17 protein-coding genes are annotated in these 25,029 nt (G+C 74.8%); 5 read left to right on the top strand and 12 right to left on the bottom strand.

Annotated elements, in window-relative coordinates; genetic code table 11:
• Positions 1-13: 13 nt before the first annotated feature.
• The 6 genes from AC07A4_RS25125 to AC07A4_RS25100 form a co-directional block, all read right to left on the bottom strand.
• The gene (locus AC07A4_RS25125; RefSeq protein ID WP_478602410.1) at positions 14-3,880 is read right to left on the bottom strand and encodes a lipopolysaccharide biosynthesis protein; all 3,867 of its coding nucleotides are present in this window, start codon (positions 3,878-3,880) and stop codon (positions 14-16) included.
• A gap of 88 nt (positions 3,881-3,968) precedes the next feature.
• Positions 3,969-4,772 (bottom strand): polysaccharide deacetylase family protein, encoded by an 804-nt coding sequence (locus AC07A4_RS25120; RefSeq protein WP_478602408.1) that lies wholly within the window; start codon positions 4,770-4,772, stop codon positions 3,969-3,971.
• The gene (locus AC07A4_RS25115) at positions 4,769-5,776 is read right to left on the bottom strand and encodes a glycosyltransferase family 2 protein (protein WP_478602406.1); all 1,008 of its coding nucleotides are present in this window, start codon (positions 5,774-5,776) and stop codon (positions 4,769-4,771) included. The genes AC07A4_RS25120 and AC07A4_RS25115 overlap by 4 nt, the downstream gene beginning before the upstream one ends.
• Positions 5,773-6,669 carry a glycosyltransferase family 2 protein gene (locus tag AC07A4_RS25110; protein WP_478602404.1) on the bottom strand — a complete coding sequence of 299 codons (897 nt, stop codon included), beginning with the start codon at positions 6,667-6,669 and terminating at the stop codon, positions 5,773-5,775. The genes AC07A4_RS25115 and AC07A4_RS25110 overlap by 4 nt, the downstream gene beginning before the upstream one ends.
• Before the next feature lie 414 nt (positions 6,670-7,083).
• Positions 7,084-8,187, bottom strand: a complete 1,104-nt coding sequence (locus tag AC07A4_RS25105; protein ID WP_478602402.1) for a GNAT family N-acetyltransferase — start codon at positions 8,185-8,187, stop codon at positions 7,084-7,086.
• Between the two features lie 14 nt (positions 8,188-8,201).
• Entirely contained in the window at positions 8,202-8,636 is a 435-nt protein-coding gene (locus tag AC07A4_RS25100; RefSeq protein WP_478602400.1) for a hypothetical protein, read from the bottom strand.
• 233 nt (positions 8,637-8,869) lie between these two features.
• Here AC07A4_RS25100 and AC07A4_RS25095 point away from each other — a divergent pair, with 233 nt between their 5' ends.
• Entirely contained in the window at positions 8,870-9,691 is an 822-nt protein-coding gene (locus AC07A4_RS25095; RefSeq protein ID WP_478602398.1) for an SGNH/GDSL hydrolase family protein, read from the top strand.
• Between the two features lie 45 nt (positions 9,692-9,736).
• On the opposite strand, the gene AC07A4_RS25090 is transcribed toward AC07A4_RS25095, so the two are convergent.
• The 3 genes from AC07A4_RS25090 to AC07A4_RS25080 all read right to left on the bottom strand — a co-directional run bounded on the left by AC07A4_RS25090 (position 9,737) and on the right by AC07A4_RS25080 (position 16,439).
• Positions 9,737-11,422, bottom strand: coding sequence for a serine/threonine-protein kinase (locus AC07A4_RS25090; RefSeq protein WP_478602465.1), 1,686 nt, complete (start codon positions 11,420-11,422; stop codon positions 9,737-9,739).
• Positions 11,423-11,530: 108 nt separating this feature from the next.
• Entirely contained in the window at positions 11,531-14,881 is a 3,351-nt protein-coding gene (locus tag AC07A4_RS25085; protein ID WP_478602397.1) for a hypothetical protein, read from the bottom strand.
• A gap of 1 nt (position 14,882) precedes the next feature.
• On the bottom strand, positions 14,883-16,439 hold the full coding sequence (locus AC07A4_RS25080; RefSeq protein WP_478602395.1) for a DUF4331 domain-containing protein: 1,557 nt from the start codon (positions 16,437-16,439) through the stop codon (positions 14,883-14,885).
• A gap of 171 nt (positions 16,440-16,610) precedes the next feature.
• Here AC07A4_RS25080 and AC07A4_RS25075 point away from each other — a divergent pair, with 171 nt between their 5' ends.
• The 3 genes from AC07A4_RS25075 (at position 16,611) to AC07A4_RS25065 (ending at position 18,462) form a co-directional block, all read left to right on the top strand.
• Entirely contained in the window at positions 16,611-17,183 is a 573-nt protein-coding gene (locus AC07A4_RS25075; protein WP_478602393.1) for a sigma-70 family RNA polymerase sigma factor, read from the top strand.
• A complete protein-coding gene (locus AC07A4_RS25070) occupies positions 17,180-18,076 on the top strand; it encodes an anti-sigma factor (protein WP_478602392.1) in 897 nt (298 codons plus the stop codon). Before AC07A4_RS25075 ends, AC07A4_RS25070 begins: the two co-directional genes overlap by 4 nt.
• Before the next feature lie 116 nt (positions 18,077-18,192).
• Complete coding sequence (locus tag AC07A4_RS25065; protein WP_478602390.1) at positions 18,193-18,462, top strand: hypothetical protein; 270 nt, start codon at positions 18,193-18,195, stop codon at positions 18,460-18,462.
• A 161-nt stretch (positions 18,463-18,623) separates the two neighbouring features.
• Here the strand turns inward: AC07A4_RS25065 and AC07A4_RS25060 are convergent, their stop codons facing one another.
• From AC07A4_RS25060 to AC07A4_RS25050, 3 genes are all read right to left on the bottom strand, one after another.
• On the bottom strand, positions 18,624-21,428 hold the full coding sequence (locus AC07A4_RS25060) for a helix-turn-helix transcriptional regulator (protein ID WP_478602388.1): 2,805 nt from the start codon (positions 21,426-21,428) through the stop codon (positions 18,624-18,626).
• Positions 21,429-21,502: 74 nt separating this feature from the next.
• A complete protein-coding gene (locus AC07A4_RS25055) occupies positions 21,503-22,420 on the bottom strand; it encodes an NADP-dependent oxidoreductase (RefSeq protein ID WP_478602386.1) in 918 nt (305 codons plus the stop codon).
• Positions 22,420-23,469, bottom strand: a complete 1,050-nt coding sequence (locus AC07A4_RS25050) for a zinc-binding dehydrogenase (protein ID WP_478602384.1) — start codon at positions 23,467-23,469, stop codon at positions 22,420-22,422. The genes AC07A4_RS25055 and AC07A4_RS25050 overlap by 1 nt, the downstream gene beginning before the upstream one ends.
• Positions 23,470-23,653: 184 nt before the next feature.
• Between AC07A4_RS25050 and AC07A4_RS25045 the strand changes: the two genes are divergently transcribed.
• Positions 23,654-25,027 (top strand): MFS transporter, encoded by a 1,374-nt coding sequence (locus AC07A4_RS25045; RefSeq protein WP_478602382.1) that lies wholly within the window; start codon positions 23,654-23,656, stop codon positions 25,025-25,027.
• The last annotated feature ends 2 nt before the right edge of the window (positions 25,028-25,029 follow it).

Below are 25,029 nucleotides of genomic sequence, written 5' to 3'. Positions count from 1 at the left end.
CCGCCCGCCGCGCCTACGCCATCGTCAGGAACCGCTGGATCAGCGAGGCCAGGAACACCGCGAGCAGCGGCAGCGAGAACCAGAAGCTGCTCTGCAGCCAGCGCTGCTGCGCCACGCTCGGCGCCACCGCCACCCGCACCACCTCGCGCACGGCGAGGAGCAGCACGAGCGCGAGCACCGCGAACCCGCCGACCACCGACCACGGCGTCCAGGTCACCTTGGGGCCGACCGCGCCCGGGTCGGCCTTCTCGACGGCGCCCTCCGGCTGCTCGCGCAGCGTGTACAGCGCGGCGTCCGCGTTGCTGTAGACCTTCTTCAGGTCGGCGCGCCGGTCCAGGTTGCTGATGAGCCGCGTGTCCCAGTTCTTCGGATAGCCGCTGTCCATCTGGAGGTACACGGTCTGCCCGCGGTTGACCATGAGGTACGAGTTGGGCCCGGCCTCCTTGAGCGCCTTCGCGAGCCCCGAGACCAGGACCGGGTCGGGCGGGGCCAGCGTGGGCACGTACTCGACCTTCTCCGCGTCCCGCGCGCCCCAGGGGATCGCGGGCGTCACGTTGTTCACGGTGTCATTGCTCATCCACAGCAGCCGCACCGTCGGGTCGTCGTGGGCGTACACGTACTCCATCGCCGCGACCTCGCCGGGCTTGACGCGCTCGAAGGGCTCGTTGCCCCAGCGGGCCACCAGGAAGCCGCCCATCAGGACGAGGCCCGCGAGCACCGCGGCCGCCGGCGCGAGGCTCACCCGGTCGCGCTCCCGCTCCTTCGCCGTGACCCCGGTGCGCGGGAACAGCGCGAGCCCGCCGAGCAGGGCCGCGCCCGGCACCGCGAACATGAAGACCCGCAGGGCCATCTCGCCGCCGTAGCTCTGCATGCCGAAGCCGAGGAACGGCACGAACGTCAGGATGACGAGCGAGAACTCCCGGTACTTGTGGCGGCGCCTGCGCAGCCAGCCCCAGCAGGCAAGGGCGAGCACGGACCCGGCGAGCGCCACGCGCGTGTACAGGACGAGCTTGTGCGTGGAGTCGCCGCCCTCGATCCGCCCGGACACGGACGACGACACATTGCCGCCGACGCCGCCGACGCCGCCGAACAACTCGTCGAAGTGCCCCGACCAGTACGGCTCCGCGAAGAAGCCGAGCCAGACCACGACCAGGACGCCGAAGAGCAGCGGCAGGCCGCGCAGTTCACAGCGGCCCACGAGCACCAGGGCCGTGACGACGCCGAGCATCACGAACGGCGTCAGCTGGTGCGCGGGCACCGTCGCCGCGAAGAGACCCATCAGGACGAGCAGGAGCACCGCCTGCTGACGGCGGTTCGCGGGCAGCACCTCGGCCTCGCCGGGCCGCCGCTTCGTCCAGATGACGCGCGGCGGGCGGAACCACCCGAGCAGGATCGCCACGAACGCGATGTACAGCAGGAAGGTGAAGCCCTGCGGGGAGAAGTAGTCCTGGCCGACCCAGGCGCTCAGGGCGAACAGCCACAGGCCCGCCCACTTGGCCCGCCAGCTCGCCCGCAGATGCCGGGCCAGCAGGAACATCGGCGCCAGATACAGCAGTTGGATGGCCGTCGGCCACCAGCGGATGACCTCGGTCATGTCCGACACGCCGCAGGTCCGCGCGAGGAACGTGGCGGCGGCGAAGAACCCGGGCCAGCTCCAGCGCGCGTCCAGGTCGGGCGCCGCCGTGCCGGTCCGGTCGATGTACTCGATGAACCCGAGGTGCTGCCAGGCCGTGGCGAACCGTGGCTCGTCCTCGATGACGGCGGGCAGCGCGTGCAGCGACACGACGGTGGCGACGAGGGTCAGCAGGAGCAGCGGCTTGCACGGCCGCCCCAGCCACAGCAGCGAGCCGAAGACCCCCACGAGGAGGATCGCCCCGACCAGCGTCGGCAGCGGCAGCACGGTGATCAGCCCGAGCCCGCCCATGCGGTCCAGATCGCCCTCGCCGATCCCGAGGACGGGCAGCCAGTACAGGCCGAGGGCGACGGCGAGGAGCGCCGCGAGGACCTGGGTGACGCGGGGCGCGCGGGATGGCGCGGGGGAAGGCGCGGGGGTCGGCTGGGCGGGCGGGGCCGCGGCGGCCGGTGCGACCGGCGCGGCCGGTGTCGCCGGGGGAGTCGCACCGGGCGCGGCCGGTGTGCCGCTGGCCGGTGAACCGCCGGGCGGCGTCGGCGCGTTCGCGGCGGGCGGGGCCGCGGGGGTCCGCGCTCCTGGCGGGCCCGCCGGGGACGCCGCGGCGGGCGGCTCCGCCTGGCCCGGTGTCGCCGCGGCCGTCTCGGCGTCCGCCGCCGGGGGCGTGCCCCGGGACGGCGCCGGGAACGGCCGCCGCACGGCCCACGTCGGCCGGTGCCCGTCCATGCCGCTTCCCCTCCCCGAGGCCATGGGCGTTCCGAACGGCGGCGTCGCCGGGCCAGGACGCACATCGGGCCTGCGTTCCTGGTGGTCCAGGTCGGTCTGCACCGTCAGGCGCAGCGTGTCGGAGTCCAGATAGCCGCGGTACTCGCGCAGCGCCCACGCCGGGCCGTGCCGGTGCTCCACCGCCTGCGCGCGGGACGGCTGCGAGGGCGGGACCTCCGGGGTGCCGAGGTCCGCCAGGTCCCCGTCCGGGGCCATGCGCTCCGCCGGGGCCGCGTGCGTGATCGCGTACAGCTTCGGCGCGGCGATCGTCACGATCACCGCGAGCGCGGAGATCTCCGCGACCCCCGCGCCGGTCAGGCCCATGCGGGGCAGGAGCAGCAGCGTGAGACCCAGGACGAGCACGCACAGCAGGCCCTGCAGCCAGGCGAGCCCGGAGGTGCGGCTCTGCGCGCGCAGCACCGCGAAGTACGTCTCCATGACGACGCGCAGCGCCGCGCCGATCGCGAACCAGCGGAGCAGCGGCGTCGCCGCCTCCGAGTACCCCTCGCCGAAGACGTGCAGGACGTAGGGCGCGGCCAGGAACAGGAGCGCGCACACCGGCAGCATGATCCGCAGCATGCGGCGCAGCGCGGCCCGGGTGTTCGCCGCGAGCCGCGCCGGGTCGTGGGCGCCCTCCACGGTCAGGGACGCGCCCATGTTGATCGCGAGCAGGTTCATGGTGCCCGCGATCGTGGTGGTGATGTAGAAGTACGCGTTGTCCTCGGAGCTCACCTGCGCGGCGACGATCACCGGCACCAGATAGACCACGGCGAGCGAGAACAGCGAGCCGGTGTAGTCACCGGCGAGGAAGCGGCCTATCTCGCGCAGCGACGGCGGCTGCGCCTTGCCCGCGGTGGCCTCGACGTGGCGCGGCACGAGCCGCCGGAACACCAGCCAGCCGAGCGGCACCACCGACAGGGCGATGGCGGCCACCCACGACACGAACACCCCGGCCGTGGGCACCGCCGCCGCGAACGCGATCAGCAGCGCGAGCTTGACCACGGAGAACACCGTGTTGCCCACCGGCACCCAGAGCGCGTTGCGCAGCCCCGTGAGCACCCCGTCCTGGAGGGTGAGCAGACACCAGGCCACCACCGCCGCGACGAAGCCGACCCCGGCGAGCGGGCCCTGCAGGAAGCGGTACGAAGGCCCCCACAGGTCGAGCGTGAACAGGAAGATCAGCGCCACACAGCCGACGATGACCGAACTGCCAGCGTACGTACGGAAGATGAGCTTTCCCGTGGCGCGCCCCGCCACGGGGATGAAACGGGCGAGCGCGCCGGTGAGCGTCACGGCGGTGACGCCCGCCAGGAGCTTCATCGCCGCGATCGCCGCCGAGCCCTGGCCGACCGCCGACTCCGAGTAGTACCGGGCGGCGGCCAGCCAGAACCCGAGGCCGAGCAGGCCCGAGATGCCGGTGTTGAGCATGAGCGCGTAGGCATTGCGGAAAAGGGGATTGCCCCCGCCCGCCCCTGGCAGACGCATTCTGCGGGACCTTCTGGCCTTGCCGGAGGCCGGTGCGCCTCCGGTGCTTTCGTTGGTCCCTGTGACCTCTGCCTGTGCGGTGGTCGTGTCAGACACGGGAGCGAGCTGCCTTCCGGCGGGCTTGTCGGCAACGGCGGACGATGGCGTATCCCTTGGTGAGCACGCGGTCCCTGGCGAAGGCGCGTCCGATCGCGCGGCCCTCGGCGAGCCGCTCGAACTCCTCCAGACCCGTGCTGCGGCGCACGGTCACCCGCCGCAGGGCGTAAGGACCCTGGCCCCTGCGGGCCAGGCTGTTGCCCACGGCGAGCGACTGGCAGAACCCGGCGCCCCGCACCGCCCGCCGCACCCTGCGGCTGGAATAGCCGTAAGGGTAGGCGAACGACTGCGGCGGGGCGCCGAGTTCGTTGGCGATGATCTCTTTGCAGCGCACCACCTCGAACCACAGGGCGTCGTCCGAGAGCTGGTCCAGCTGCGGGTGGGAGTGGCTGTGGCCGCCGATCTCCGTGCCCGCGGCGGCCAGTTCGCGCACCTGCTCCCAGTTGAGCATGGTGTCGAGGCCGCCGCCGGTGTCGTACGTACCGCGCAGCCAGCCCGTCGCGATGAACAGCGTGGAGGCGAACCCGTGCTTGGTGAGGGCGGGGAGGGCGTGCTGGTGCACGCCCTCGTAGCCGTCGTCGAAGGTGATCAGGACCGGCCGCGTCGGCAGCGGCCGGCCCGGGTTGCGCCAGTGCCAGGACAGCTGCGCCGTGGTGAGCGGGGTGCAGCCGAGCGCCCTGAGCACCTCCATCTGCTCCGCGAACGAGTCGGGCGACACGGACAGCTGGTGCGTCGCCTCGTTCGGCAGCGGAGCCACCGAGTGGTACATGAATATGGGAATGCCTCCGTGGTTCATCTTCTCGCCCCCTCGCCGGATCTCTCCTCGGGGGCCGGGGACACGTCCACGACCGCGAACGTGGCGCCCGCCCTGCGGGCGCGCACGCTCCCGATGACGTACCCACCGGCCGCCGTCACCACGCCCGTGACGATGGCGCCCGCGCGCCCGGCCCCGCCGGGCCGCCCGAGCAGCGCGTCGCGCAGTCCGCGCCCCACCCCGGCGGGCAGCACCCGGGTGGTGTAACGCCGCTCGGACTCCAGGCCCTTGACCGCGCCCACGCTCTGCGCCACCAGCGCCTTGGAGAGGCCTTCGGCGTAGGTGCGGCTGCGAAAGTAGCGGAACCGCTCGCGCGCCGCGGGCACCCGGTGGTGGATGACCGCCCGGTCGTCGATGAGGAGCACGGCGTCGGGCCGGGCGCGGGTGAGGCGGATGCACAGCTCCGTCTCCTCGCAGCCCAGCGGGCGCTTGTCGCCGTCGCGGCCGATGCCGGTGGCGAATCCGCCCGCGAGTTCGAAGGCGGAGCGCCTGAATGAGGCGTTGCCGCCCAGGACGTTGCGCACCCGCGCCCGGCCGGTCGGATGGCCCCGGTACATGCAGCCGACGACCCAGTCGAACTCCTCGGGGAACCAGGCGGGGCGCCGCCGCGAGGCCCAGACGGGCCGGGTGGCGCCGCCGACGGCGTACACCCGCGGGTCGTCGTACCCCTCGGCGAAGCGGCGCAGCCAGTCGCGCTCGGCGACCGCGTCGTCGTCCAGGAAGGCGATGACCTCGCCGCTGGACGCGGCGATGCCGGTGTTGCGGCCCGCGGACAGGCCGCGGGGGCCCGCGTTCGCGAGCACCCGTACGTCCGGCGCCTCCTTGTACTCCTGGGAGAGGCGCTCTCTGAGGGCTTCGTTGTGGTCGACCACGACCAGGGTCTCGTGTGCGGTGTGGGACTGCGCCCGCACCGAGGAGACCGCCGCGAGGATGTCCTCCCAGCGGTCCTCGGTGTAGACGCAGATCACCACGGAAATGGTGATCAAGAAACCTCTCCCTGGCGCGGCGGCAGGGCGACGGAGCGCGAACTCCGCCGTTGGGTACGCCTGTTGGAGCGCTCGGTGAGGATCACCTTGAGCACCCGCAGGCCGTCGCGCACCGCGCTGAGGTTGCTCACGCCGTGGATGCGCAGATACTCGTGGCTCGGGATCTCCTGGACCTTGAGCCCCGCCTTGACGACGCGGATGTTCATCAGCGTCTCGACCTCGAAGCCGGTGCAGTCGAGCTCGATCTTGTCCAGGCAGTGCCGCCAGAAGGCGTTGTAGCCGTAGCACAGGTCCGTGTAGCGGGCGCCGAACTTGGCGTTCACCACCGCGCACAGGGCGAAGTTGCCGAGCTTGCGGATGAGCGTCATGTCGTCCGTGCCGCCGCCGTTGGCGAACCGGGAGCCCTTGGCGAAGTCGGCGCCGGAGACGAGCGCGGAGACATAGGAGACGATCTCGTGGCCGTCCGCCGAGCCGTCCGCGTCGACCATCACGATGATGTCGCCGGTGCACGCCTCGAAGCCGGTGATGAGCGCGTCGCCCTTGCCCTTGCCGAGTTGGCGGACCACCTTCACGTCCGGCCAGAGCTCGCGCGCGACCTGCACCGTGTTGTCCGTGGAATTGCCGTCCACGAGGACGACTTCATGAACCCACTCGGGCAGCGTCTTGAACACATAGGGAAGATTCTCCGCCTCGTTCATGGCGGGAATGACCACGCTCACCGGAGGCGCAATCGCCAGATGTGAGGAGACCGGCCTGTATTGCTGCTGACTCGGAATGGCGGGCAATCCGCCACCGGTCATCGAAGGCCGCTCCTGATTACCGGACGCGGCACTCGTAGAAGGGTCGATTAAAGGATCTTGGCCCGAATTCGCCGGGCGCACAGTAGAACTCATGAGTCTCTTGTCCCTCTCGTCCGGTGGACCGCCCGCCCCCGGGCGGTCCGGTTGTCGATCCGGTTCGAAAGAGGGGGTTCTCACGTGCGGTCATGACGGAACGAACTCCGTGCATGCCCGAGTGAGCTGGCATGACTGCGCGGCACGTGACCCGGACGACTTGTGGTCACCGGGCACGGGCACCCCCCTACCGCGCCCCGCTCCCGTGCTATCGCGGTCTTGAGCCCTCCCCTAGACCGACTGCCGATGCACCGTTGCGGGTGGATGTACGACGGTATTGATGCTTGCGACCGTATGGCAAGACCTGGAACGAGGTCTCACGTTTTCGATAAATTGACCCTTGTCTTCAGACAGTTTCCGAGCGTCTGGATCTCTGGCCTTCTCTGTCGTTCACTGGCGCTTCCTGTCCGCTTCTCACTCATTCCGGTGCCGGGAACGGATCTTTCCCAGGCCCTTGAGCAGGCGATCCGCCGGTCCGAACAATTCCGGTCGGCTCACCACGGTGTTGCGCAACGCCCGGGCCGGCGTGCGGTGCGCACGATGGCCGAGAGCGATGGGGTGGCGCAGCGCCACCCACCCCTCGGACACGGTCAGCTCCCGTGTCTTGAGGGAGTCCTTGTACTGCTTCTGACCCCGCCCGAGGTCGAGCTGGGCGATGCCGTCGCCCGCGGCCGCCTCGGCCATGCGCAGATGCAGCAGCAGACCGGGTGAGTACTTCGCGAAGTCCGGGTCGTAGGCGGGGAACCAGCAGGCGAGCACGCGCTCGGTGCGCGGGCCGAAGTGCGCGGCGATGGGCGCGCCCCCGGCGTAGAGCACGGAGAGCAGCCCCTGGAAGGTCTCCGCGCGGGTGTGGAACAGATGGCTGACGAGCTGGGTGATCCAGTCGTGGGCGAAGCGGTCGCTGCGGCCCGTCCTGCGGTACTGCGCGGACTTCCAGGCCATCAGGGTGCGCAGCGCCTCGGGGTCGCGCTCGTCGTGCACGTAGCGCACCTCGCCGTGGTCGCGGGCGAGCTTGCGGCCCTTGGCGAGGGTGGTGCGGAGGAACTTCGGGGAGTCGGCGCGGACCTTGTCGAGATAGCTGCCGTACCCGTTCTCCAGCTCCATGACCGGGGAGGCGAACCGGCGCGTCCTGCCGGTCTCGAAGGGCTCCTGGCCCTCGGCGAGGTGGTCGTACTCGTACATCACCAGGCCGCAGGCGCGCAGGAACTGGCGCGCGTCCCAGGTGAAGCCCGGGCGGTGGACGACGCCCTGGCAGTCGGAGACACCGAGGCCGACGGCCCGGCCGACGCCGGTCCTGGACCTCTGGTACGGGAAGTACGCGGCCGGTTCGCCGGCCTCCCGGGCGATGGCGACCCTGACGTCGCGCCGCACCCGCGCCATGGCGAGGGTGAACTCGGGGGACAGGAAGGGGTTCGCGAGGTGTGGTGAGCCGTGCAGATGGGCTTTGGACTGCAGGGCGGTCCATGCCGCCCGGTCGGTATCGGTGAGTTCACCGGGGCGGTGCACCGTGATCTCCACGTCATCAGGTCCGTCTACTCGGGGGCGCGGTCTCGCGGTCGCCGCGCCAGTGCCGACAGGAGGATGACCGCGCTGAGCCCCGCGACCGCCGCGACGCCGCCGCGGATCGACCACACGTGCAGGGCCAGCATGGCCTGGGCGACCAGCAGGTTGACGACGATCGCCGCACAGGCGGCGGCGAGTGCGCGGCCCCAGGTGTCGAGGCCTCGGAGCCAGTACGCGACGGCGGCGCCGGGAGCGGCGAGGAGGAAGAAGAGCGCTAAGGGCCCGCGCACCGGCGAGGCGAGGTCGAGCAGGGCGAAGACCGCTCCCGTGCACCCCGCGGCGGCGGCGAACCCCGCGAGCAGCGGGGTGAGATCGGCGCGCGCCGTCGTGCGCGCGTGGTCGTCAGGATTCCGCCGACCCCGTCCCGTACCAGGTGACGACGGTTTGAACCCGATGGTCTGCATGGGCGACTTGCCCCCCGAAGCGCCGGATGCCGGGCTTCAATGTGGCCCAGCGGGCGGGGGCTCGTCAAGGTGCGGAGAGGCTGTGCAGATGTTCGCCGTAGCACCCGGAGCGGATCGATGAACTCCGCGTGCGGGAAAGGGAATTACTGAAGAATTGAATGACATGGACACTATCGGTGACGCGTGGTGCGTGCTACCACTGTCGAGGCAGAAATCCTGCTTAGGGAGGTTCCATGAGATTGTCCCGTTTCACGGCGTATGCTTCCTCGCTCCTCCTTGCCGCGGCCGCGACCCTCACCGGGGTCGGCGCCGCGCACGCCGACTCCAGCGGCCAACAGGCCGCCGCCCCCGCCTATGTGGCGGTCGGTGACTCCTACTCCTCGGGTGTCGGCTCCGGCAACTACGACAGCGGCAGCGGCAGCTGCAAGCGCAGCACCCGCGCCTTCCCGGCCCTGTGGGCCGCCGCCAACTCCCCGTCCAGCTTCAGCTTCACGGCGTGTTCCGGCGCCCGCACCGATGACGTCGTCGCCAATCAGCTGGGGCCGCTGAACTCGGGCACGGGCCTGGTGTCGGTGTCCGTCGGCGGCAACGACGCCGGCTTCGCCGACGTCATGACGACGTGTGTGCTCCAGTCCGAGTCCGCCTGTGTGACGCGCGTCAACCAGGCCAAGGCGTTCGTCGACTCGACCCTGCCCGGCAAGCTCGACCGGGTCTACTCGGCCATCAAGGGCAAGGCGCCGTCGGCCCGCGTGGTCGTGCTCAGCTACCCGCGCTTCTACAAGCTGGGCGGCAGCTGCCTGGCCGGGCTCACCGAGGGGGAGCGCAGGGCCATCAACGGCGCCGCCGACCACCTCAACACCGCCACCGCCAAGCGCGCCGCCGACCACGGCTTCACCTTCGCCGACGTCAACTCCACCTTCGCCGGACACGAGATCTGCTCCGGCGACCCGTGGCTGCACAGCGTGGTGTGGACCAACATCGGCGAGTCCTACCACCCGACCGCCGCCGGACAGTCCGGCGGCTACCTGCCGGTCTTCAGCCGCGCCGCCTCCTGAACCGCGCCGCACCACCCTGCTTGACCCACCCTGCCTGACGGGCCCTCAGGGCTCGTAAGGCGAGGAGGAGCCCCCGCCCGTCGTGGGCTCCTCCTCGTCGCACGTCACCGAGTACGACACGGAGCCGGAGCGTGCCCCCACCGGGGCGCGGACCTCCACGCTGAGCTGGTTGTCGTAGGTTCCCGCGGCCGTGTGCCCCGGCACCTCGACATGGTTGACCTGCTGGCTCTTGCCGCCCGACGACGCGAACGGCAGCGTCTTCCAGCCCGGGTCGCTGGACGTGCCCTCGGCGGTCACCCAGCGGTACTGCACGCTCGCCGGGACGCGGCCCACCGTGAACGTCGCCGTGAACGAAGGGGCCTCGGCCGCCGGTGGCGGGCAGGGGCCGCTGTACTCGGTGCGGTGCCCGGTGAGGGTGACGCGCACGCTCTGCGGCGGCGGCTTGGTCGTGCCGCCGGTGCCGCCGCCGTTGGTGTAACCGCCGTTGCCGCCACCGCCGTTGGTGGACCCGCCGCTGCCGCTTCCGCCGCTTCCGCTGCTCCCGCCTCCGCCGCTGCCGCTCCCGCCTCCGCCGGAGCCACTGCCGCCGCCGTTACCGCCTCCGTTGCCGCTTCCTCCGCTGTCGCTGCCGCCGCCCGAGCCCGCAGAGCCGCCCGCCGATGAGCCGCGCCCGGTGTCGCCCCCGTCGCCGTCGTCGTCGCCGTTCACCAGGGCGTACGTCAGGCCGCCGAGGGCCAGGAGCATGGCGGCCAGGCCCGCGACGATCACCGTGGCCGAGCGGCGGGAGCGGGCCGTGTCCGCCGTGCCCGTCGTGGCCGTGGTGCCGCCGTGCGGGGTGCCGGTGGTCGCCGAGGACGCTGTGGACGCCGAGGACGCGGGTCCGAAGCCCCCGGGCGGCGGGGGAGGGGCCGATGGGTGGCGGGCGATGACGGTCGGCTCGTACGGCACGCCCGCGGTGGCCGTGCGCGGGCCCGGGGTGCCCCCCTCGGCGACGAGGCGCAGATCGCGCTCGGTGTCGGCGGCCGTGGAGCGCTCGGCCGGGTCCTTGCGCAGCAGCCCCTCGATGACCGGCGCCAGCGGCCCCGCGCGCCGCGGCGGCGGCAGCTCCTCGTCGACGACCGCGCGCAGCGTGCTCAGGGGGGTGTCCTGCCGGAACGGGGACACGCCCTCCACGGACGCGTACAGCAGCACGCCCAGCGACCACAGGTCCGACTCGGGGCCTGGCCGCTGACCCAACGCCCGCTCCGGGGCCAGGAATTCGGGCGAGCCGACGACCTCGCCCGTCATCGTGAGGGCGGAGCTGCCCTCCACCATGGCGATCCCGAAGTCGGTCAGGACGACCCGGCCGTCGTTGGCGAGCAGGACGTTGCCCGGCTTCACGTCGCGGTGCAGCACGCCCGCCTCGTGCGCCGCCCGGAGCGCGGCGAGGACCTCCGCGCCGATGTGGGCGGCGCGCTGGGGCGGCATGGGGCCCTCGGCCTCCAGCGCGTCCGAGAGGGAGACGCCGCGCACCAGCTCCATGGCGATCCAGGGGCGGCCCTCCTCGCGGGCGACGTCGTACACCGTGACGACGTTGCGGTGCGGGATGCGGGCCGCCGCCCAGGCCTCCCGCTCCAGGCGGGCGTAAAGCCGCTCCACCTCGCTCGCCGGGAGCCCCACGGGCGCGCGGACCTCCTTGACGGCGACCTCACGGCCGAGGGCCTCGTCACGGGCCCGCCAGACCGTGCCCATGCCGCCCTCGCCGAGCGGGGAGAGGAGGCGGTAGCGCCCAGCGATGACACGCGTCTGATCGGTCACGAGCCCCCCATTCGCAGCCGTGCGATACCCCCCAAAAGTAGCTCAACCCAGCGCGGTTGCCGCCCCCTTGACCACCAATCCGCACCCGAGGGCGAGCACCACGCAGGCCGAGCCGAGCGGCGCGAAGCGGTGGGCGAGACGCGGCAGGCGGCGGCGCCGGGCCAGGCGCCGCCCCGCCGCCGAACCGAGCCGCACGACCAGGAACCCGGCCGCCGTCAGCGTGACGGCGAGCCCCGCCCCGTACGCGAGGACGAGCAGCACCCCGAACCAGGCCTCGCCGAGCGCAGCCGCGCCCACGAGCACCACGACGGCGGAGGGGCTCGGCACCAGGCCCCCGGCGAAGCCGAGGAACAGGGTGCCGCGCAGCGTGGGGGGCGGGTGGGAGTGGCCGTGGTGGTGTGGGTGCGCGTGGTCGTGGGAGTGCGGGTGGGGGTGTTCGTGGTGGTGTGGGTGGTGGCTGTGGGCGTGCGTATGTCCGTGGTGCGCGCGGCCGCGCCGCCACGCCCTGCGGACGAGGAGGGCGCCCGCGCCCGCCACCAGTGCGCCGCTGGCCACGCCGAGCCACGCCACCACCGAGGGCGCCGCCGCCGAGCCGCCCGCCACGAGCAGCCCGAGCACCACCACGCCCAGCGTGTGGGTGACCGTCACGGACGCGGCGAGCGGCAGGACGTCCCGCAGGGAGGCGCGCCCGCGCGCGGCGGCGGTGGCGGCCATCAGGGTCTTGCCGTGGCCGGGCGCGAGGGCGTGCAGGGCCCCGAGGAACATCGCGGTGGCCAGGGCGAGGGCCGCGAAGGCCGGGGTCAGGTCGTGCCGGGCCACGAGCCCGGTGAGCGCGTCGGTCGCGGCGCGCGGCAGGGCGGAGTCGGGCGCCACCGGGTCCTCGGCGAGGGCGGGGCCGCCCGGGGTCGCGCGCAGCCGGGCGGACGTCGTGTCCGGGGACGGGGCCCCGGGCGGATAGCGGGTGAGGCGCCGGGAGGCGGAGTCCGTCGGCACGGTCGCGCCGGACAGGGTCACGCGGTCGCCGCGCGCGGTGATCTCGCGCCAGCCCGGGGCGTCCTGCGGGGCCGACCGGTAGCGCAGGGCGAAGGCTCCGCGCGGGAGTCCGGCGGTCAGCCGGCACTCGACGCGCACCGTCGGCAGGCCCGCCTGGCCCGGACGCACCCGGGCGCGGGCCGTGGCCACGGTGACCGGGACGCGGCGGCCGCCCGCCTGGACCCGGGTGCCCTCCGCCGCCGCGCGGCAGCGGTCCTTGGCCCACCGCGCCTCGCCCTGCCGGGCGATGGCGGGCTCGGCCTGGGACCCGGGGATCTCGGCGAGGTCCTCGACGTGCTCCACGACGAGGGCGCCCGGGGCGAGCCGGAGGCCGTCGTACTGATTGACGGTGAAGTTGCCGAGGGGGTGCGCCTCGGCGCTTCCCACCGGCACGGCGGCACCCAGAACCACGGCCACGACGACGAGCACCCGCCGCACCCACCGCCCGCGCCGCAAGCCCCCCGCCCAGCGCGACGGCCGCCGGGCCGCGGCGGCCCGGCCCTGGGACGACGCCGATCCCGCGCTGCCCCGCACCGCGCCCGCACGGGAAGAGGACACGCCCCCGTCGGCCGGTGGCGCGCCCGCAGCGCCTCGCGCGTGGTCGCGCCCGGTGGGGCCGGGTGGACCGGTGGGCGGGAGGGAGGCGTTCGCCGTGCGGCGGCGTAGGAAGGTGAGCCTGCGGCTCGTGTCCGGAGAGTGCGGATGAGCCGTCATGGTGCTGTTTCGGGCAGCGGGCGTGCCGCCGTCGGGTGGTGGCGGGTTCGCGGTGTGTTGGGTGTGGTCGGGCCTGGTGAGGCCGGGTGAGTCGGTGGGCGGGTGGGTGGTGTTCGTCGCGTGGCGGCGTGGGGGCGTGAGCCTGCGGGCTGTGTCCGGAAGGTGTGGATGGGCTGTCATGGTGCCGTTCTGGGCAGCGGGCGTGCCGCCGTCGGAGGGTGTGGGGTTCGCGGCCCTTTGGGTGGGGTCGGGTGGGCGGGAGGTGTTCGCCGTGCGGGGGTGCGGGGGCGTCAGCCGCCGGCCCGCACTCGGACGTCGTGGACGTACCGTCATGACGTCACCCCCCAGCAGCCGTCGTGCCTCCCGGGCGCCCAGCGGCGAGAACCCGGGGTTGAGGTCGAGGGCGGAGCGCAGCCAGGCGCGCCCGGCCCGGGGGGAGAGCGCCGACTCGATGACGCCCCGGTGGTAGCGGAAGGACGCCTCACGGAACCCCGTGGACGTCGCCCGCCGGGCATAGCGCAGCGCCTCCCGGTCGCGGCCGTTGACGTGGAGGGCCCAGGCGAGGGCGTCCGCGGTGTGCACCGTGCGCCGCCGCTCCCACGCGCCCCGCGCGGCCCGCAGGGCCTCGGCGCGGTCGCCGTGGTCCGCCGCGGCGAGCGCGACGTCGAGGTCGGGGTCGACGCCGTTGGCGCGGGCGAGCCGCGTCCAGGCGTCCACGAGCCGGTACTGCTCGCGGGCCCGCGCCCGCTCCCCGCGCGCCTCGTGGAGCTCGCCGAGGGCCACCAGCGGTCCGGGCAGCGGCTGCCGGGCGACGACGGCCCGCAGGTCGGCGACCGCCGCGGCCGTCTCGCCGCGCGCCGCCCTGACGCGCCCCCGCGTCTCCAGGGCGGCCGCCTGCCCGGGCTCGGCCCGCAGCGCGGCGGCGCAGTGCCGCAGGGCCGCGGCGTGGTCCCCCTGCCGCCACGCCAACTGCGCCAGCGCCGTGGCGACATAGGCGACGTCCCCGGGCGTCCGGGCGTCCCCCGCCGCCTGCCGCAGCACCCGCCGCGCCCCGGCCACGTCGCCGCGCAGCTCCCGTACGTACGCGTACCGCGTGAACACCGGGATGCCCGGGCGGCGCGCGTCGGCCTGCCGCACCGCGCGCCACGCCCGGTCGTAGCGGCCGAGTTCGACGAGCGCGTCGACGCGCGTGGCAAGGGCCCGCTCGCTGTAGGGGTTCACGGCGAGCGCCCGGTCCGCGTGCCGCAGCGCACCGGCGAAGTCGTGCCGGGCGGCGGCGAGAGCCGCCCGCCCGGCGAGCGCGCCGTCGTCGCCGGGCCGCAGCGCGAGCGCCCGGCCGAGGGCGCGCTCGGCCTCGGCGTACCGGGACGGATCGCCCCGCAGCCGCGCCTGCTCGACGTGCGCGAGGCCGAGCGCGGCCCAGGAACGGGCGTCCCTGGGCTGCGCCCGCACCTGCTCCCGAAGGGACGCGACGCCGCGGTCCAGGTCGCCCGGCGGCAGCCGCTCCCAGGCGGCGGCGGGCGGGGCGGCCGCCGCTGACGGCCGCCCCTCCTCCTTCGGTGACCCGCCGACGACCACCGCGCCCGCGGTCAGCGCGACCGCGAGGGCGATGGCGGCGGCGAGCCCGCGCCCAGAGGCACGGCCCATGTCAGCCACCCCCGGCCGGCACGCCGCGCGTGCGGCGCCACCACAGCAGCCCGAGCCCGACCAGCAGGACCCCGGCACCACCGGCCGCGGCGGAGGCCACGAGCACCGTGTCGTCGGAGTCCGAGGAGCCGGAGCCGAGGGGCCGCGCCCCGCCGGCGAGGGCGTCCCGGGCGCTGTTGCCCGAGCCGCCGCCCTTCTCGGCCACGGGCCCCCGCGATCCGGCGGTGGGCAGCGCCAGATACGGGAAGGAGTTCCCGAACGGCTTGTCGTTGGCGTCGACCGCGTCGCCCAAGTCGTTCTTCTGGCCCACGAGTTCGCCCTCGACGACCTGGAGCGAGATGTCCAGGACGTCATCGGCGAGCCGCCGCCCGTTCGGATAGCCCGCGTTGTCGCCGTCGATCACTCCGAGCCGCTTCGGCGAGGCGGCGGGCTTGATGGACGTGTTCAGGCGCAGCGCCTCGGCGGGCCGTACGTTCGGCGGCTGGTTGAGGTCCTTCACGCCGGTGAGGAACACCGAGACCAGGTCCTTGCGGGGCTCCTTGGGCGCCTTGATCTTGTAGAACTTCTCGATGAGCTTCGGCAGCTCGGGCTTTTGGACGTACGGCAGGAACTGCGCGTCGTTCCACGGCGCGGAGGCGTTGAACTTGTCCTTGTCCTTCATCGGGACGACGACCTCGTTCACCAGGGGCGCGCCGAGCCGGGACACCTGCGTCCACTTGCCCGCCGCGTTCTTGCGCTGCGTCGTCGACCAGACGCCGACGGTCGGCTGGTCCTTGGACTGCCGGATCTCGGCGCTCGGCACCTGAAGCGCCACCGAGTTCACGTTGTACCCGGCGACCGTGTCCCGGCCGACCTCCGAGAGGTCGCCCCCGTACAGCAGGTCGAAGACCCTGAGGTCAAGGAAGAAGGGGTCGTCGGCCTGCCCGGCGAACGCGGTGTTCCCGCCAGGCAGCTTGCGCACGGCCTGGTCGCGCAGCTTGCCGTAGTCGGGCATGGACGCCTTGCCGACGTGCGACGGCGCGATCGGCAGGTCGTCGGCGACCTTCTTGGTGGAGACGACCTTCTGGTCCTTCAGACGCAGCAGCTCGATGTCGTACGTCTGCGTCACGTTCAGGTCCGGGTCGTCCAGGCTGGTGACCGGGCCGGTGTTGTAGAGGAACGTGTCCCCGTTCCGGGTGCGCGTGTCGAACGTCCAGCGGTAGAGCAGGTCGCCCTGCGCGTCGCCGTCGTTGTCGATGTGCACGTCGTACTGGGCGTCCTCGGGGAACGGATAGAAGTTGGGACCGCCCGCGGGCTCCTCGAACGGCACCCAGTTCGCGACGAGCGTCGTCGTGTCGGGCCGGTCGGGGCTGACGAAGGCGTATACGTCCGTGTTGTCGTACTGCGGCTGCCCCGAGATCAACGGGGCCTCACGGTGGCTGGAGGCGCTGGCCGCCTCCGGTTCGAGCGTGCTGACCCCGGCGGCTGCGAGCCCCCCGGCGGCCAGCGCACCACAGACGAGCGCGGCGACGGCCCGGAAATTCCGCCGCTTCGCACGCCTGGTGACGACTGCTGACATCGCGTCCGTCCTCAACTGTGGAGAGTGCGGCCGCGCGCTCACCGCGCGGTCCGCCTGACGCACGCCATTCGGCGCCCGGGGCCCGGCGGATTGGCCCGGCGGCGGGGAAATCCGGGGCGCGCGCGGCAATCCGGTCCAGGGGCTCGCCCCGAACCACCGCCGAGTCCAGAATTGAGCGCCCGCGAACAGAGGGGGGACGCGGTGGAGGCGGACGAGTTGCTGCCACGAGTGGCCCGCGGCGACCACAAGGCATTCGAGGACCTGTACGGCCTGGTGTCGGGGCCGGTGTACGGCCTGGTGCGCAGAGTCCTGCGGGACGGCGCGCAGTCCGAGGAGGTCACCCAGGAGGTGCTCCTGGAGCTGTGGCGCACCGCCGGGCGCTTCGACCCGGCGCGCGGCTCGGCCCTGTCGTGGGTGCTCACCCTCGCCCACCGCAGGGCCGTGGACCGGGTGCGCAGCGCCCGCGCGGCCGGTGAGCGCGAGCGGCGCGCGGCCCACCGCGACGAGGGCCCGGCCTTCGACCAGGTCGTCGAGGAGGTGGAGGGCAGCCTGGAGCGGGAGTGGGTGCGCCGCTGCCTGGAGCGCCTCACCGACCTCCAGCACCAGGCGGTCACCCTCGCCTACTACGACGGCTACACCTACCGCGAGGTGGCCCGGCGCCTTTCCGTGCCGCTCGGCACGGTCAAGACCCGGATGCGGGACGGCCTGCTGCGCCTCCGGGACTGTCTGGGCGCCGCCGCATGAGCCGCGAAGGGAGCCGCGGAGGGGACCGCGAAGGGGCCCGCAGAGGGAGCAGCGAAGGGGCCCGCGGAGGGAGCAGCGAAGGGCCCGCCCCGCTGCGCCGCCTGCGCCGGTACGTGAGCGGGGTGCGGTTCGGCCGCGGCCCGCACTCCCTCGCCGTGCCGTACGCGCTCGACGCCCTCGACCCGGACGAGACGCGCCGCTTCGAGAAGCACCTCGCCTCCTGCGGGCGGTGCACCGACGAGGTGCGCGCGCTCGCCGTCGACACCCTGCGCCTGGCGCGCGCGGCCTCCGTTCCCGCGCCCCCGGACCTGCGGGACCGCATCCTCGCCGCCGTCCGTACGACGGCACAGGAACCCCCAGAGGCCCCGGCACTCCACGCGGCGCCGCCCGCGGCGGCCGTGCCCGTGCGCCGCGCCGCCGCCCGCGGCCCGTTCCTGCTCGCCACGTCCGCCGCGGTGCTCGCCCTCCTCGCGGCGGGCCTGCTCGCCTTCGCACTGGTCCGCACCGACGGCGAACTCGACGACGAGCGCGCCGCCGCACGTGAGATCGCCCACGTCCTGGCCGCCCCCGACGCCCGCGCGGACACCGGAAGGGACGCGCGCGGACGCGGCATCAACGTCGTCGCGTCCCGCGCCGAGCGCCGGGCCGTGGTGAGCGTCACGGGCCTCGGCGGCCCGCCGAAGGGGCGCGCGCATCAACTGTGGGTGATGCGCGCCGGGGCCGCGCCCCGCTCGCTCGGGCTGCTCGATGGCGAAACGCCGGTGGTCGCCCAGGATCTGACCCCGGGGGTACGGTCACTCGCTGTCACCACCGAACCCGCCGGTGGCTCGCCCAGGCCCACCACCTCGCCCCTCGTCCAACTCGGCCTGGAATCAGTTGGATTCGGAGAGTAACCGTCAACCTCCTTGTGGAGAAGGTGAATCCCGCCACCGGGATACACGAGTGTCATGCTGGGGCGATAGGGTTAACCTGCCCTGGGCCGGGTGCCCTCGTACGGGTGGGGAGTGACATGGAACAGATAACAGTGCGCAGCAGGGCGAGGGTCCCTGCGATCACATGTGGGAGCGGCGCGACCAGCTCGCGTCTCGACCGTCATCTCTCGGTGCTGGGCGGCCCCGCCGTCCCGCAGCGCGAGGCGGCCGAGGCGACGCTGCTGATGCGCGAGCTCACCTCGCGTGGCGCCGCGCACGAGCGAAGCGGCAAGCGCGCGCAGGTGCGTCGCGTCTCGCTGTTCGCGCCGCTGCGCAGGCTGCGCCGCACGCTGTTCGGCGGCCACTGACCTCTGGCGTGGGCGTCCTGGGCGGTTCCGGGGGGCCCACGCTTCCCCCGTCGCCCACTGCTCGGCACCTGTGCGCCTGGTGACGGTAACTCCCCCGTCACACAGGCGCGTTGGCGTGCCCGCCCCGGCCCGTGCCCTGCTGTAGCGTCGCGCGCCCGCCCTCAGCCGCCGGGCGGACTTACCTCGTCCACTTCCTCCCGCTCCCGCAGGCCGAGGCGGGCCAGCTCGCCCCGCGAGGACACTCCGAGCTTCGGATACGCGTTGTACAGGTGGTAGCCCACCGTGCGCGGGGACAAGAACAGCTGCCCGCCGATGTCCCGGTTGGTCAGACCCGCCGCCGCGAGCCGCACCACCTGCCGCTCCTGCGGCGTAAGCCGCTCCAGCGCCGCCCGCTCCCCGCCCCGGTGCGCCCGGCTCTCCCCGGTGGCCCGCAGCTCCGCCGCCGCCCGCCGCGCCCACGGCGCGGACCCGACCCGCTCGAACGCCTCCAGCGCCGCGCGCAGCGGCGCCCGCGCCTCGCTCCTGCGGCCCGCGCGCCGCAGCCACTCGCCGCAGAGCAGCCGGGTGCGGGCCTGCTCGAACGGCCTGCCGTCCCCGCCGTGCAGCGCCAGCGCCTCCTCGAACGCACCGGCGGCCGCCGTCTCGTCGGCGAGCAGCGCGCGGCACCGGGCCGCGATCGCCCGCGCCCAGGCCGCGCCCGTGTGCTCCGCCCAGCGCGCGTACCGCTCGGCCGCCTCCCGCGCCCGCTCGGGCCGCCCCGCGCGCGCCGCCGCCTCCACGTGCTCCGGCAGACAGTGCAGGGCCACGACCGTGCGGCCCGCGGGGCCCGACGCCAGGTCCTCGTAGCCGCGCAGCGCCTCCTCGTAGCGGCCGAGCCCCAGGTCGAGCAGCGGCTGGGCGGCCGCAGCCCACACCCGGCCCGGCGGGGCCTGCCCCGGGCCGATCGCGCCCGCGAGCTCCTTGACGCGGGCCTCGTCACCGTCGAGCGCCGCGAGGTAGGCGAGGACGCCCGTCAGCTGGGCCGCGTAGTGGCGCTGGCCGCTGTCCCGCGCGATGCGGACGCCCTCGGCCGCGCCGGTGAGCGCGCAGCTGTGGCGGCCGAGCAGGATCCGGGCGCGCGCCCGCAGCAGCAGCACCAGCGGCAGCGGCCCCACCGCGCCCCGCTCCCGGCACTCCCGCTCCAGCTCCGCAGCGAGCGCGACGCCGTTCTCCAGGTCGCCGAGCGGGGCGAACCACCCGGCGATGGAGGCCCGCTCCCGCAGGCTGAGGCCGTGCGCGTCGGCGCGTACGGAGTCGAAGAGGGCCCGCAGCGGCGGCAGCGCCCCACCCGGGTCCCCGGCGGCGAGCCGGGCCAGGCCCGCGACGGCGGGCAGATACGGCGGTGCCGTGGGCGGTGTGGGCGGTGTGGGCGGCGCGGTGGCGGCGAGCGCCGCGCCCCGGGCCGCGATGTCGGCCACGGCCGGGCCGTGCCCCGTCGCCCAGGCCGCCGTCATCGCCTCGTACAGCAGCTGTGCCGCCGTGCCCGGCGCCCGCTCTGCGAGCGCGGACGCGGCGTCCACGAGCACCGTGTGGGCGGCCTCGGGCTGGTCGCGTTCGCGGGCCACGCCCGCGCGGACCCGGGCGATCCTGGCGAGCAGCGCCGGGTCGCCGAGGTGCGGGCCCGCGCGCAGGGCGAGCCGCTCCGCGTGGTCGCCCTGGCCCGCGTCCGCCGCCGCCGACGCGGCGAGCGCCAGGCGCCGGGCGCGCTCGCGGCCGTCCGGGGTGAGCCGCGCGGCCCGCTCGAAGGCGGCGGCCTCGGCCGCGTGGCCGCCGCGGGCGCGGGCGTGCCCCGCGGTCTCCTCCAGGACGTCCGCGACGTGCGCGTCGGGCTCGGTGGTGGCCGCCGCCAGGTGCCAGGCCGCGCGGTCCGCGTCGCCCCCGCGGGGCAGGGCGTCGACGAGCGCGCGATGGGCCGCGACGCGGCTCGCGAGCGGGGCGCCGCGGTAGGCGGCGGTCCGGATCAGCGGGTGGCTGAAGGCGAGCCGCCCGGATTCGACGCGCGCCAGCTGCTTGCGCTCGGCAGGCTCCAGATCGGTGACGGCGGCGCCGAGGCGGGCCGCCGCGGCCGCGATCGCCTCCAGGTCGCCGGTGCCCTCGGCCGCCGCGACCACCAGCAGGGTCCGGGTGGCCTCGGGCAGCGCGGCGACGCGGTCGGCGAAGGCCTGCTCGACCCGGGTCTGGCCCGGCGGCGGCGCCGAGGGCCCGAGCGTCGTGAGGTGGCCCTCGCGCTGGGCGGCGGGCAGCTCCCGCAGGGCCAGCGGATTGCCGCGCGCCTCGGCGCGGATCTGGCGGCGCGCGTACGGCGGCAGATCCGCGGCGTGGGCGGTGAGCAGCCGGTCCGCCGCGTCGTCGTCGAGGCCGGTCAGGCGCAGCTCGGGCAGGCCGTGCGCGGGGAACGGCGGCGCGTGCGGCTCGCGGGCCGCGAACAGCATCACCACGCCCTCGGCCGTCAGGCGGCGCGCGGCGAACAGCAGGGCGTCCGCCGACGCGTGGTCCAGCCAGTGCGCGTCGTCCACCACGCACAGCAGCGGCGCCCCGCCGGCGTCGCCGTCCGCCAGTTCGGACAGCAGCGTCAGCAGGGCGACGCCCGTCAGGAACCGGTCGCCGGGGCCGTCGCCCGCGAGGCCGAGCGCGGTGCGCAGGGCCGCCGCCTGCGGGGCGGGCAGGTTCCCGACGCGGTCGGTGACCCGGTGCAGCAGCATGTGCAGGCCCGCGAAGGGCAGTTCGCTCTCGGCCTCCACGCCGGTGGTGCGCAGGACCCGCCCCTGGGGAGCGGCCTCCGTGAGGGACGCCGCCGCCTCGTCGAGGAGGGCGGACTTGCCGATGCCCGCCTCGCCGCGCAGCACCAGGGCGGCGCTGTGCCCCTGGCGGGCCCGCGCGATCAGGGCGGTGAGCTGGGACAGTTCCTCGGTGCGGCCTTCGAGCATGGTTCATCTCAGCCGCGCCCGGGTGCGGGATATTCCCCCGCTTCCCCCGGGGGTGCGGGTCCGCCCGGTCCCGGTCAGCCGACGGTCAGGACGACCTTGCCCCGGCCGTGCCCCGACTCCACGGCGCGGTGCGCGGCGGCCGCCTCCGCCAAGGGGTACGTGGCGCGCAGGTGCACCCGCAGCAGCCCCTTCGCGTACAGGGCGGAGACCTCGGCCAGACGCTCCGCCGTGCGGGTGCCGCGCAGCAGCGGCACGCCCAGGCGTTCGGCCTCCTCGTCCGCGAGCATCGTCGCCACCCGCCGGCGGTCCCGCACCACGGCGACCGAGGCGCGCAGGGCGGCGGGGCCCGCGCCGTCCACGGCCGCGTCGACGCCGTCGGGCGCCAGGGCGCGCAGGCGGTCCTCCAGGCCCTCGCCGTAAGCGACGGGCACGGCACCGAGGCTCCGCAGGTAGTCGTGGTTGCGCGCGCTGGCGGTGCCGATGACGGTCGCGGCGCCCCAGGCCCGCGCCAACTGCACGGCCTGGGTGCCCCATCCGCCCGCGGCGCCGTGGACGAGGACCGTGTCGCCGGGGCGCACGCCGACCGCGCTGAGTGCCATGTGCGCGCCCTGCGCGTTGCCGGAGAAGCCGCCCGCGCTGACGAAGTCCATCGCGTCCGGCTTGGCCACCACCTGGTCGGCGCCGACGACGACGTAGGGCGCGTACGCGCCGAGGAGGGTGAAGCCGAGCACCGCCTGGCCGGGGGAGAACGCCGTGACGTCGGGCCCCAGCGCGTCCACCGTGCCCGCGAACTCGTTGCCGGGCACGATCGGGAACGCCGTGCCCGGCGGGCGCATCACGCCCTGCCGGACGCCGGTGTCGAAGGGCATCACACCGGCGGCCCGCACCCGCACCCGCAGCTGCCCGGGACCAGGTTCCGGAACGTCAAGTTCCAGGGGGCGCAGGACTTCCGGGGCGCCGTACTCGGTCAGGGCCATCGCGCGCATCGTCATCACGCCACCTTCGCCTTCGGGTTCGTCTTCGAGTCGTGGGAGGAGGAGTCTTCGGACGGTACGTCGCCGGGTACGAGGACGACCTTGCCGATCGTCGCCCGGCCGAGCAGGGCCCGGTGCGCGGCGGCCGCCTCGCGCAGCGGGAACGTCGTCACCGGCGGCACGAGGCTGCCCCGCGCGGCCTCGGCGAGGGCCCGCTCCTGAAGCGCCCGCAGGCCGCCCGGCACCCGCAGGATGCGCGGGCCGAGCGCGTACGTCGCCGTCAGGAGCCGCTCGTGCAGCTCCTGGGACGTGAACGCGGTGGGCGTCCCCGACGACCAGCCGTACATCGCGAACTGGCCGCCGTAGCCGAGCAGGTCGAACGCCGCGCGGCCCGCGGCCCCGCCCACGCTGTCGAAGGCGACGCCCACCTCGCGGCCGCCGAGCGCGGCGCGCACCTCGTCCGCCCAGCCGGGGCGGGCGTAGTCGACGGCGACGTCCGCGCCGAGGGCGCGCACCCGCGCGGTCTTCTCCGGGCCGCCCGCCGCGCCCACGACCGTCGCGCCGATGTTCCGCGCCGCCTGCACGAGCAGTGAGCCGATGCCGCCCGCGGCCGCGGTCACCAGGACCACGTCGTCCCGCGTGGGAGCGGCCACGTCGAGGACGCCGAGCGCCATCCGGCCGGTGCCCACCATCGCGATCGCGGCCTCGTACGACAGGGCGTCGGGCAGCGGGAACAGGGCCGCGGTCTCGCGGACCGCGAGCTCGGCGTAGCCCGCGTTGACCAGGCCGAGGTGGGTGACGACGCGGCGCCCGAGCCACTCCTCGCCGACGCCGTCGCCGAGCCGGTCCACGACGCCCGCGACCTCGCGTCCTGGCGTGACGGGCAGGTCCGGCAGCGGGAACGGCAGCTCGTCGCCCGCGCCGCGCTGCAGGGCGGTGTCCAGCAGGTGGACGCCCACCGCCCGCACGGCGACGCGGACCTGCCCCGGTCCCGGCCGCGGGTCGGCGACCTCTTCGTAGCGCATCTCTTCGGGGCCGCCGAAGGCGTGCAGTCGGATGGCGTGCATGGGGTGGTCCTCTCGGTCCGTGCCGTGGGCTGACGTGACCGACGCTAGGAGCGGGAGCGGAGGCCTCGCTTCTGTCGGATGACTGGGGTGGGTGACTGGGGTCGGTGACCGGGGCGGGCCCGCCCCGGCACCCCAGTCATCCGACAGAGGCGGCGCGGGCCCGTGCCTTCGTAGCGTCGACGGCATGACGCGACCCACCTCAGCGGCCTCCCGCACCCCACCCGACGCGGCCCCGCCGCCCACCCGCTGGGCGCCCGTGGTCGTGATGGCCCTGGCCATGCTCATGGTCACCCTGGAGCTCAGCCTGTCCGCCGTGACGCTGCCCGCGATCGGCGACGACCTCGGCGTCGGCTCCTCCGGCACCCAGTGGGTGCTCCTCGCCTACGCGCTGCCCACGGCGGCGCTCGCGCTGCCCGCGGGGCGCTGGAGCGACCGCGTGGACGTCCGCGCGGTGTTCCTGCTCGCGGTGCCCGCGATCGGACTGACCAGCGTGCTCGCCGCCCTCGCCCCCAACCTGCCGGTGCTGATCGCCGCCCGCGTGCTCCAGGGCGTGGCGGGCGCCGTGCTCGCCGCCCTGTACATGCCGGTGGTCGCCGCGAGCGTGCCGCCCGAGCGCCGGGGCCGCGCCATGGGCTACATCGCCACGATCATGCCGATCGGCTCGATGGGCGGCTCGTCCCTCGGCGGGGTCGTCGTCGACGCCTACGGCTGGCGGCCGGTGTTCCTGCTGAAGATCCCCGTCCTGATCGCGGTGGTGTGGCTGGGCGCGCGGCTGATCCCGCGCGGCGACAAGGGCCTCGCGCCGCCGAGCCGCGCCCTGGCCGGGGACGGGGTGGTGCTCGGCGGCGCCGTCACGGCGCTGCTCGTCGCCTTCGACCGGATCGACGCGGACAAGCCGGTCGCCGCGGGCGCGGCCGCCGCCGTGGCCCTCGCGGGCGGGGCGTGGTGGGCGCGCCTGCGCACCGCGCGCCCGGTGCTCGACCTGCTGCGCCTTCCGGGCGTGGGGCTGCCCGTGCTCGCCCTGTTCCTCAGCGGCACCTTCACCGGTCTGTCGTACTTCTTGCTGCCGTACTACGTCGCCGACGTCCTGGACGCGGGAGCGTCCCTGACGGGGCTCGCGATGATGTTCTTCATCGGGGCGGTCGCGCTCACCGCGTCGCTCGGCGGGGCGCTCGCCGACCGCTTCCCCCAGCGGCTCGTGGGCGCGGTGGGCGCCGCGCTGACCGCGGCCGGAGTGCTGAGCATGCTCACGCTCGGGCCGGACGCGGGCCTGTGGGACATCGGCTGGCGCCTCGCCCTCGCGGGCGCGGGACAGGCGCTGTTCGGCACGCCGGTCAACACGGGCATCCTGGCGGCGACGCCGCCGGACCTGGTCGGGACGGCGGGCGGGGTCACCAACACGCTGCGGACGCTGGGCTTCACGGTGGGCCCCGCGGTCTCCGCGCTCGCCTACGGGCTCGCGGGCGGCGGCACGTCAGGCTTCCACGCCGGGGTCGTGCTCCTCGCGGTGCTCCAGGCCCTGAGCCTGGTGGCGCTGCTGCGCCGGGGGACGGCGTGAAC

Source organism: Streptomyces sp. NPDC043996 (assembly GCF_056435225.1).
The sequence above is the reverse complement of the archived record's forward strand: the minus strand, read 5'-3'. Positions and strand labels throughout refer to the sequence as shown.

Bases quoted from the DNA above. Each gene is read 5' to 3' on its own strand.
- AC07A4_RS25125 (WP_478602410.1), bottom strand. From the start codon at position 3,880: ATGCGTCTGCCAGGGGCGGGCGGGGGCAATCCCCTTTTCCGCAATGCC.
- AC07A4_RS25120 (WP_478602408.1), bottom strand. From the start codon at position 4,772: ATGAACCACGGAGGCATTCCCATATTCATGTACCACTCGGTGGCTCCG.
- AC07A4_RS25110 (WP_478602404.1), bottom strand. From the start codon at position 6,669: ATGAGTTCTACTGTGCGCCCGGCGAATTCGGGCCAAGATCCTTTAATC.
- AC07A4_RS25100 (WP_478602400.1), bottom strand. From the start codon at position 8,636: ATGCAGACCATCGGGTTCAAACCGTCGTCACCTGGTACGGGACGGGGT.
- AC07A4_RS25095 (WP_478602398.1), top strand. From the start codon at position 8,870: ATGAGATTGTCCCGTTTCACGGCGTATGCTTCCTCGCTCCTCCTTGCC.
- AC07A4_RS25090 (WP_478602465.1), bottom strand. From the start codon at position 11,422: ATGGGCACGGTCTGGCGGGCCCGTGACGAGGCCCTCGGCCGTGAGGTC.
- AC07A4_RS25085 (WP_478602397.1), bottom strand. From the start codon at position 14,881: ATGGGCCGTGCCTCTGGGCGCGGGCTCGCCGCCGCCATCGCCCTCGCG.
- AC07A4_RS25080 (WP_478602395.1), bottom strand. From the start codon at position 16,439: ATGTCAGCAGTCGTCACCAGGCGTGCGAAGCGGCGGAATTTCCGGGCC.
- AC07A4_RS25070 (WP_478602392.1), top strand. From the start codon at position 17,180: ATGAGCCGCGAAGGGAGCCGCGGAGGGGACCGCGAAGGGGCCCGCAGA.
- AC07A4_RS25065 (WP_478602390.1), top strand. From the start codon at position 18,193: ATGGAACAGATAACAGTGCGCAGCAGGGCGAGGGTCCCTGCGATCACA.
- AC07A4_RS25060 (WP_478602388.1), bottom strand. From the start codon at position 21,428: ATGCTCGAAGGCCGCACCGAGGAACTGTCCCAGCTCACCGCCCTGATC.
- AC07A4_RS25055 (WP_478602386.1), bottom strand. From the start codon at position 22,420: ATGACGATGCGCGCGATGGCCCTGACCGAGTACGGCGCCCCGGAAGTC.
- AC07A4_RS25050 (WP_478602384.1), bottom strand. From the start codon at position 23,469: ATGCACGCCATCCGACTGCACGCCTTCGGCGGCCCCGAAGAGATGCGC.
- AC07A4_RS25045 (WP_478602382.1), top strand. From the start codon at position 23,654: ATGACGCGACCCACCTCAGCGGCCTCCCGCACCCCACCCGACGCGGCC.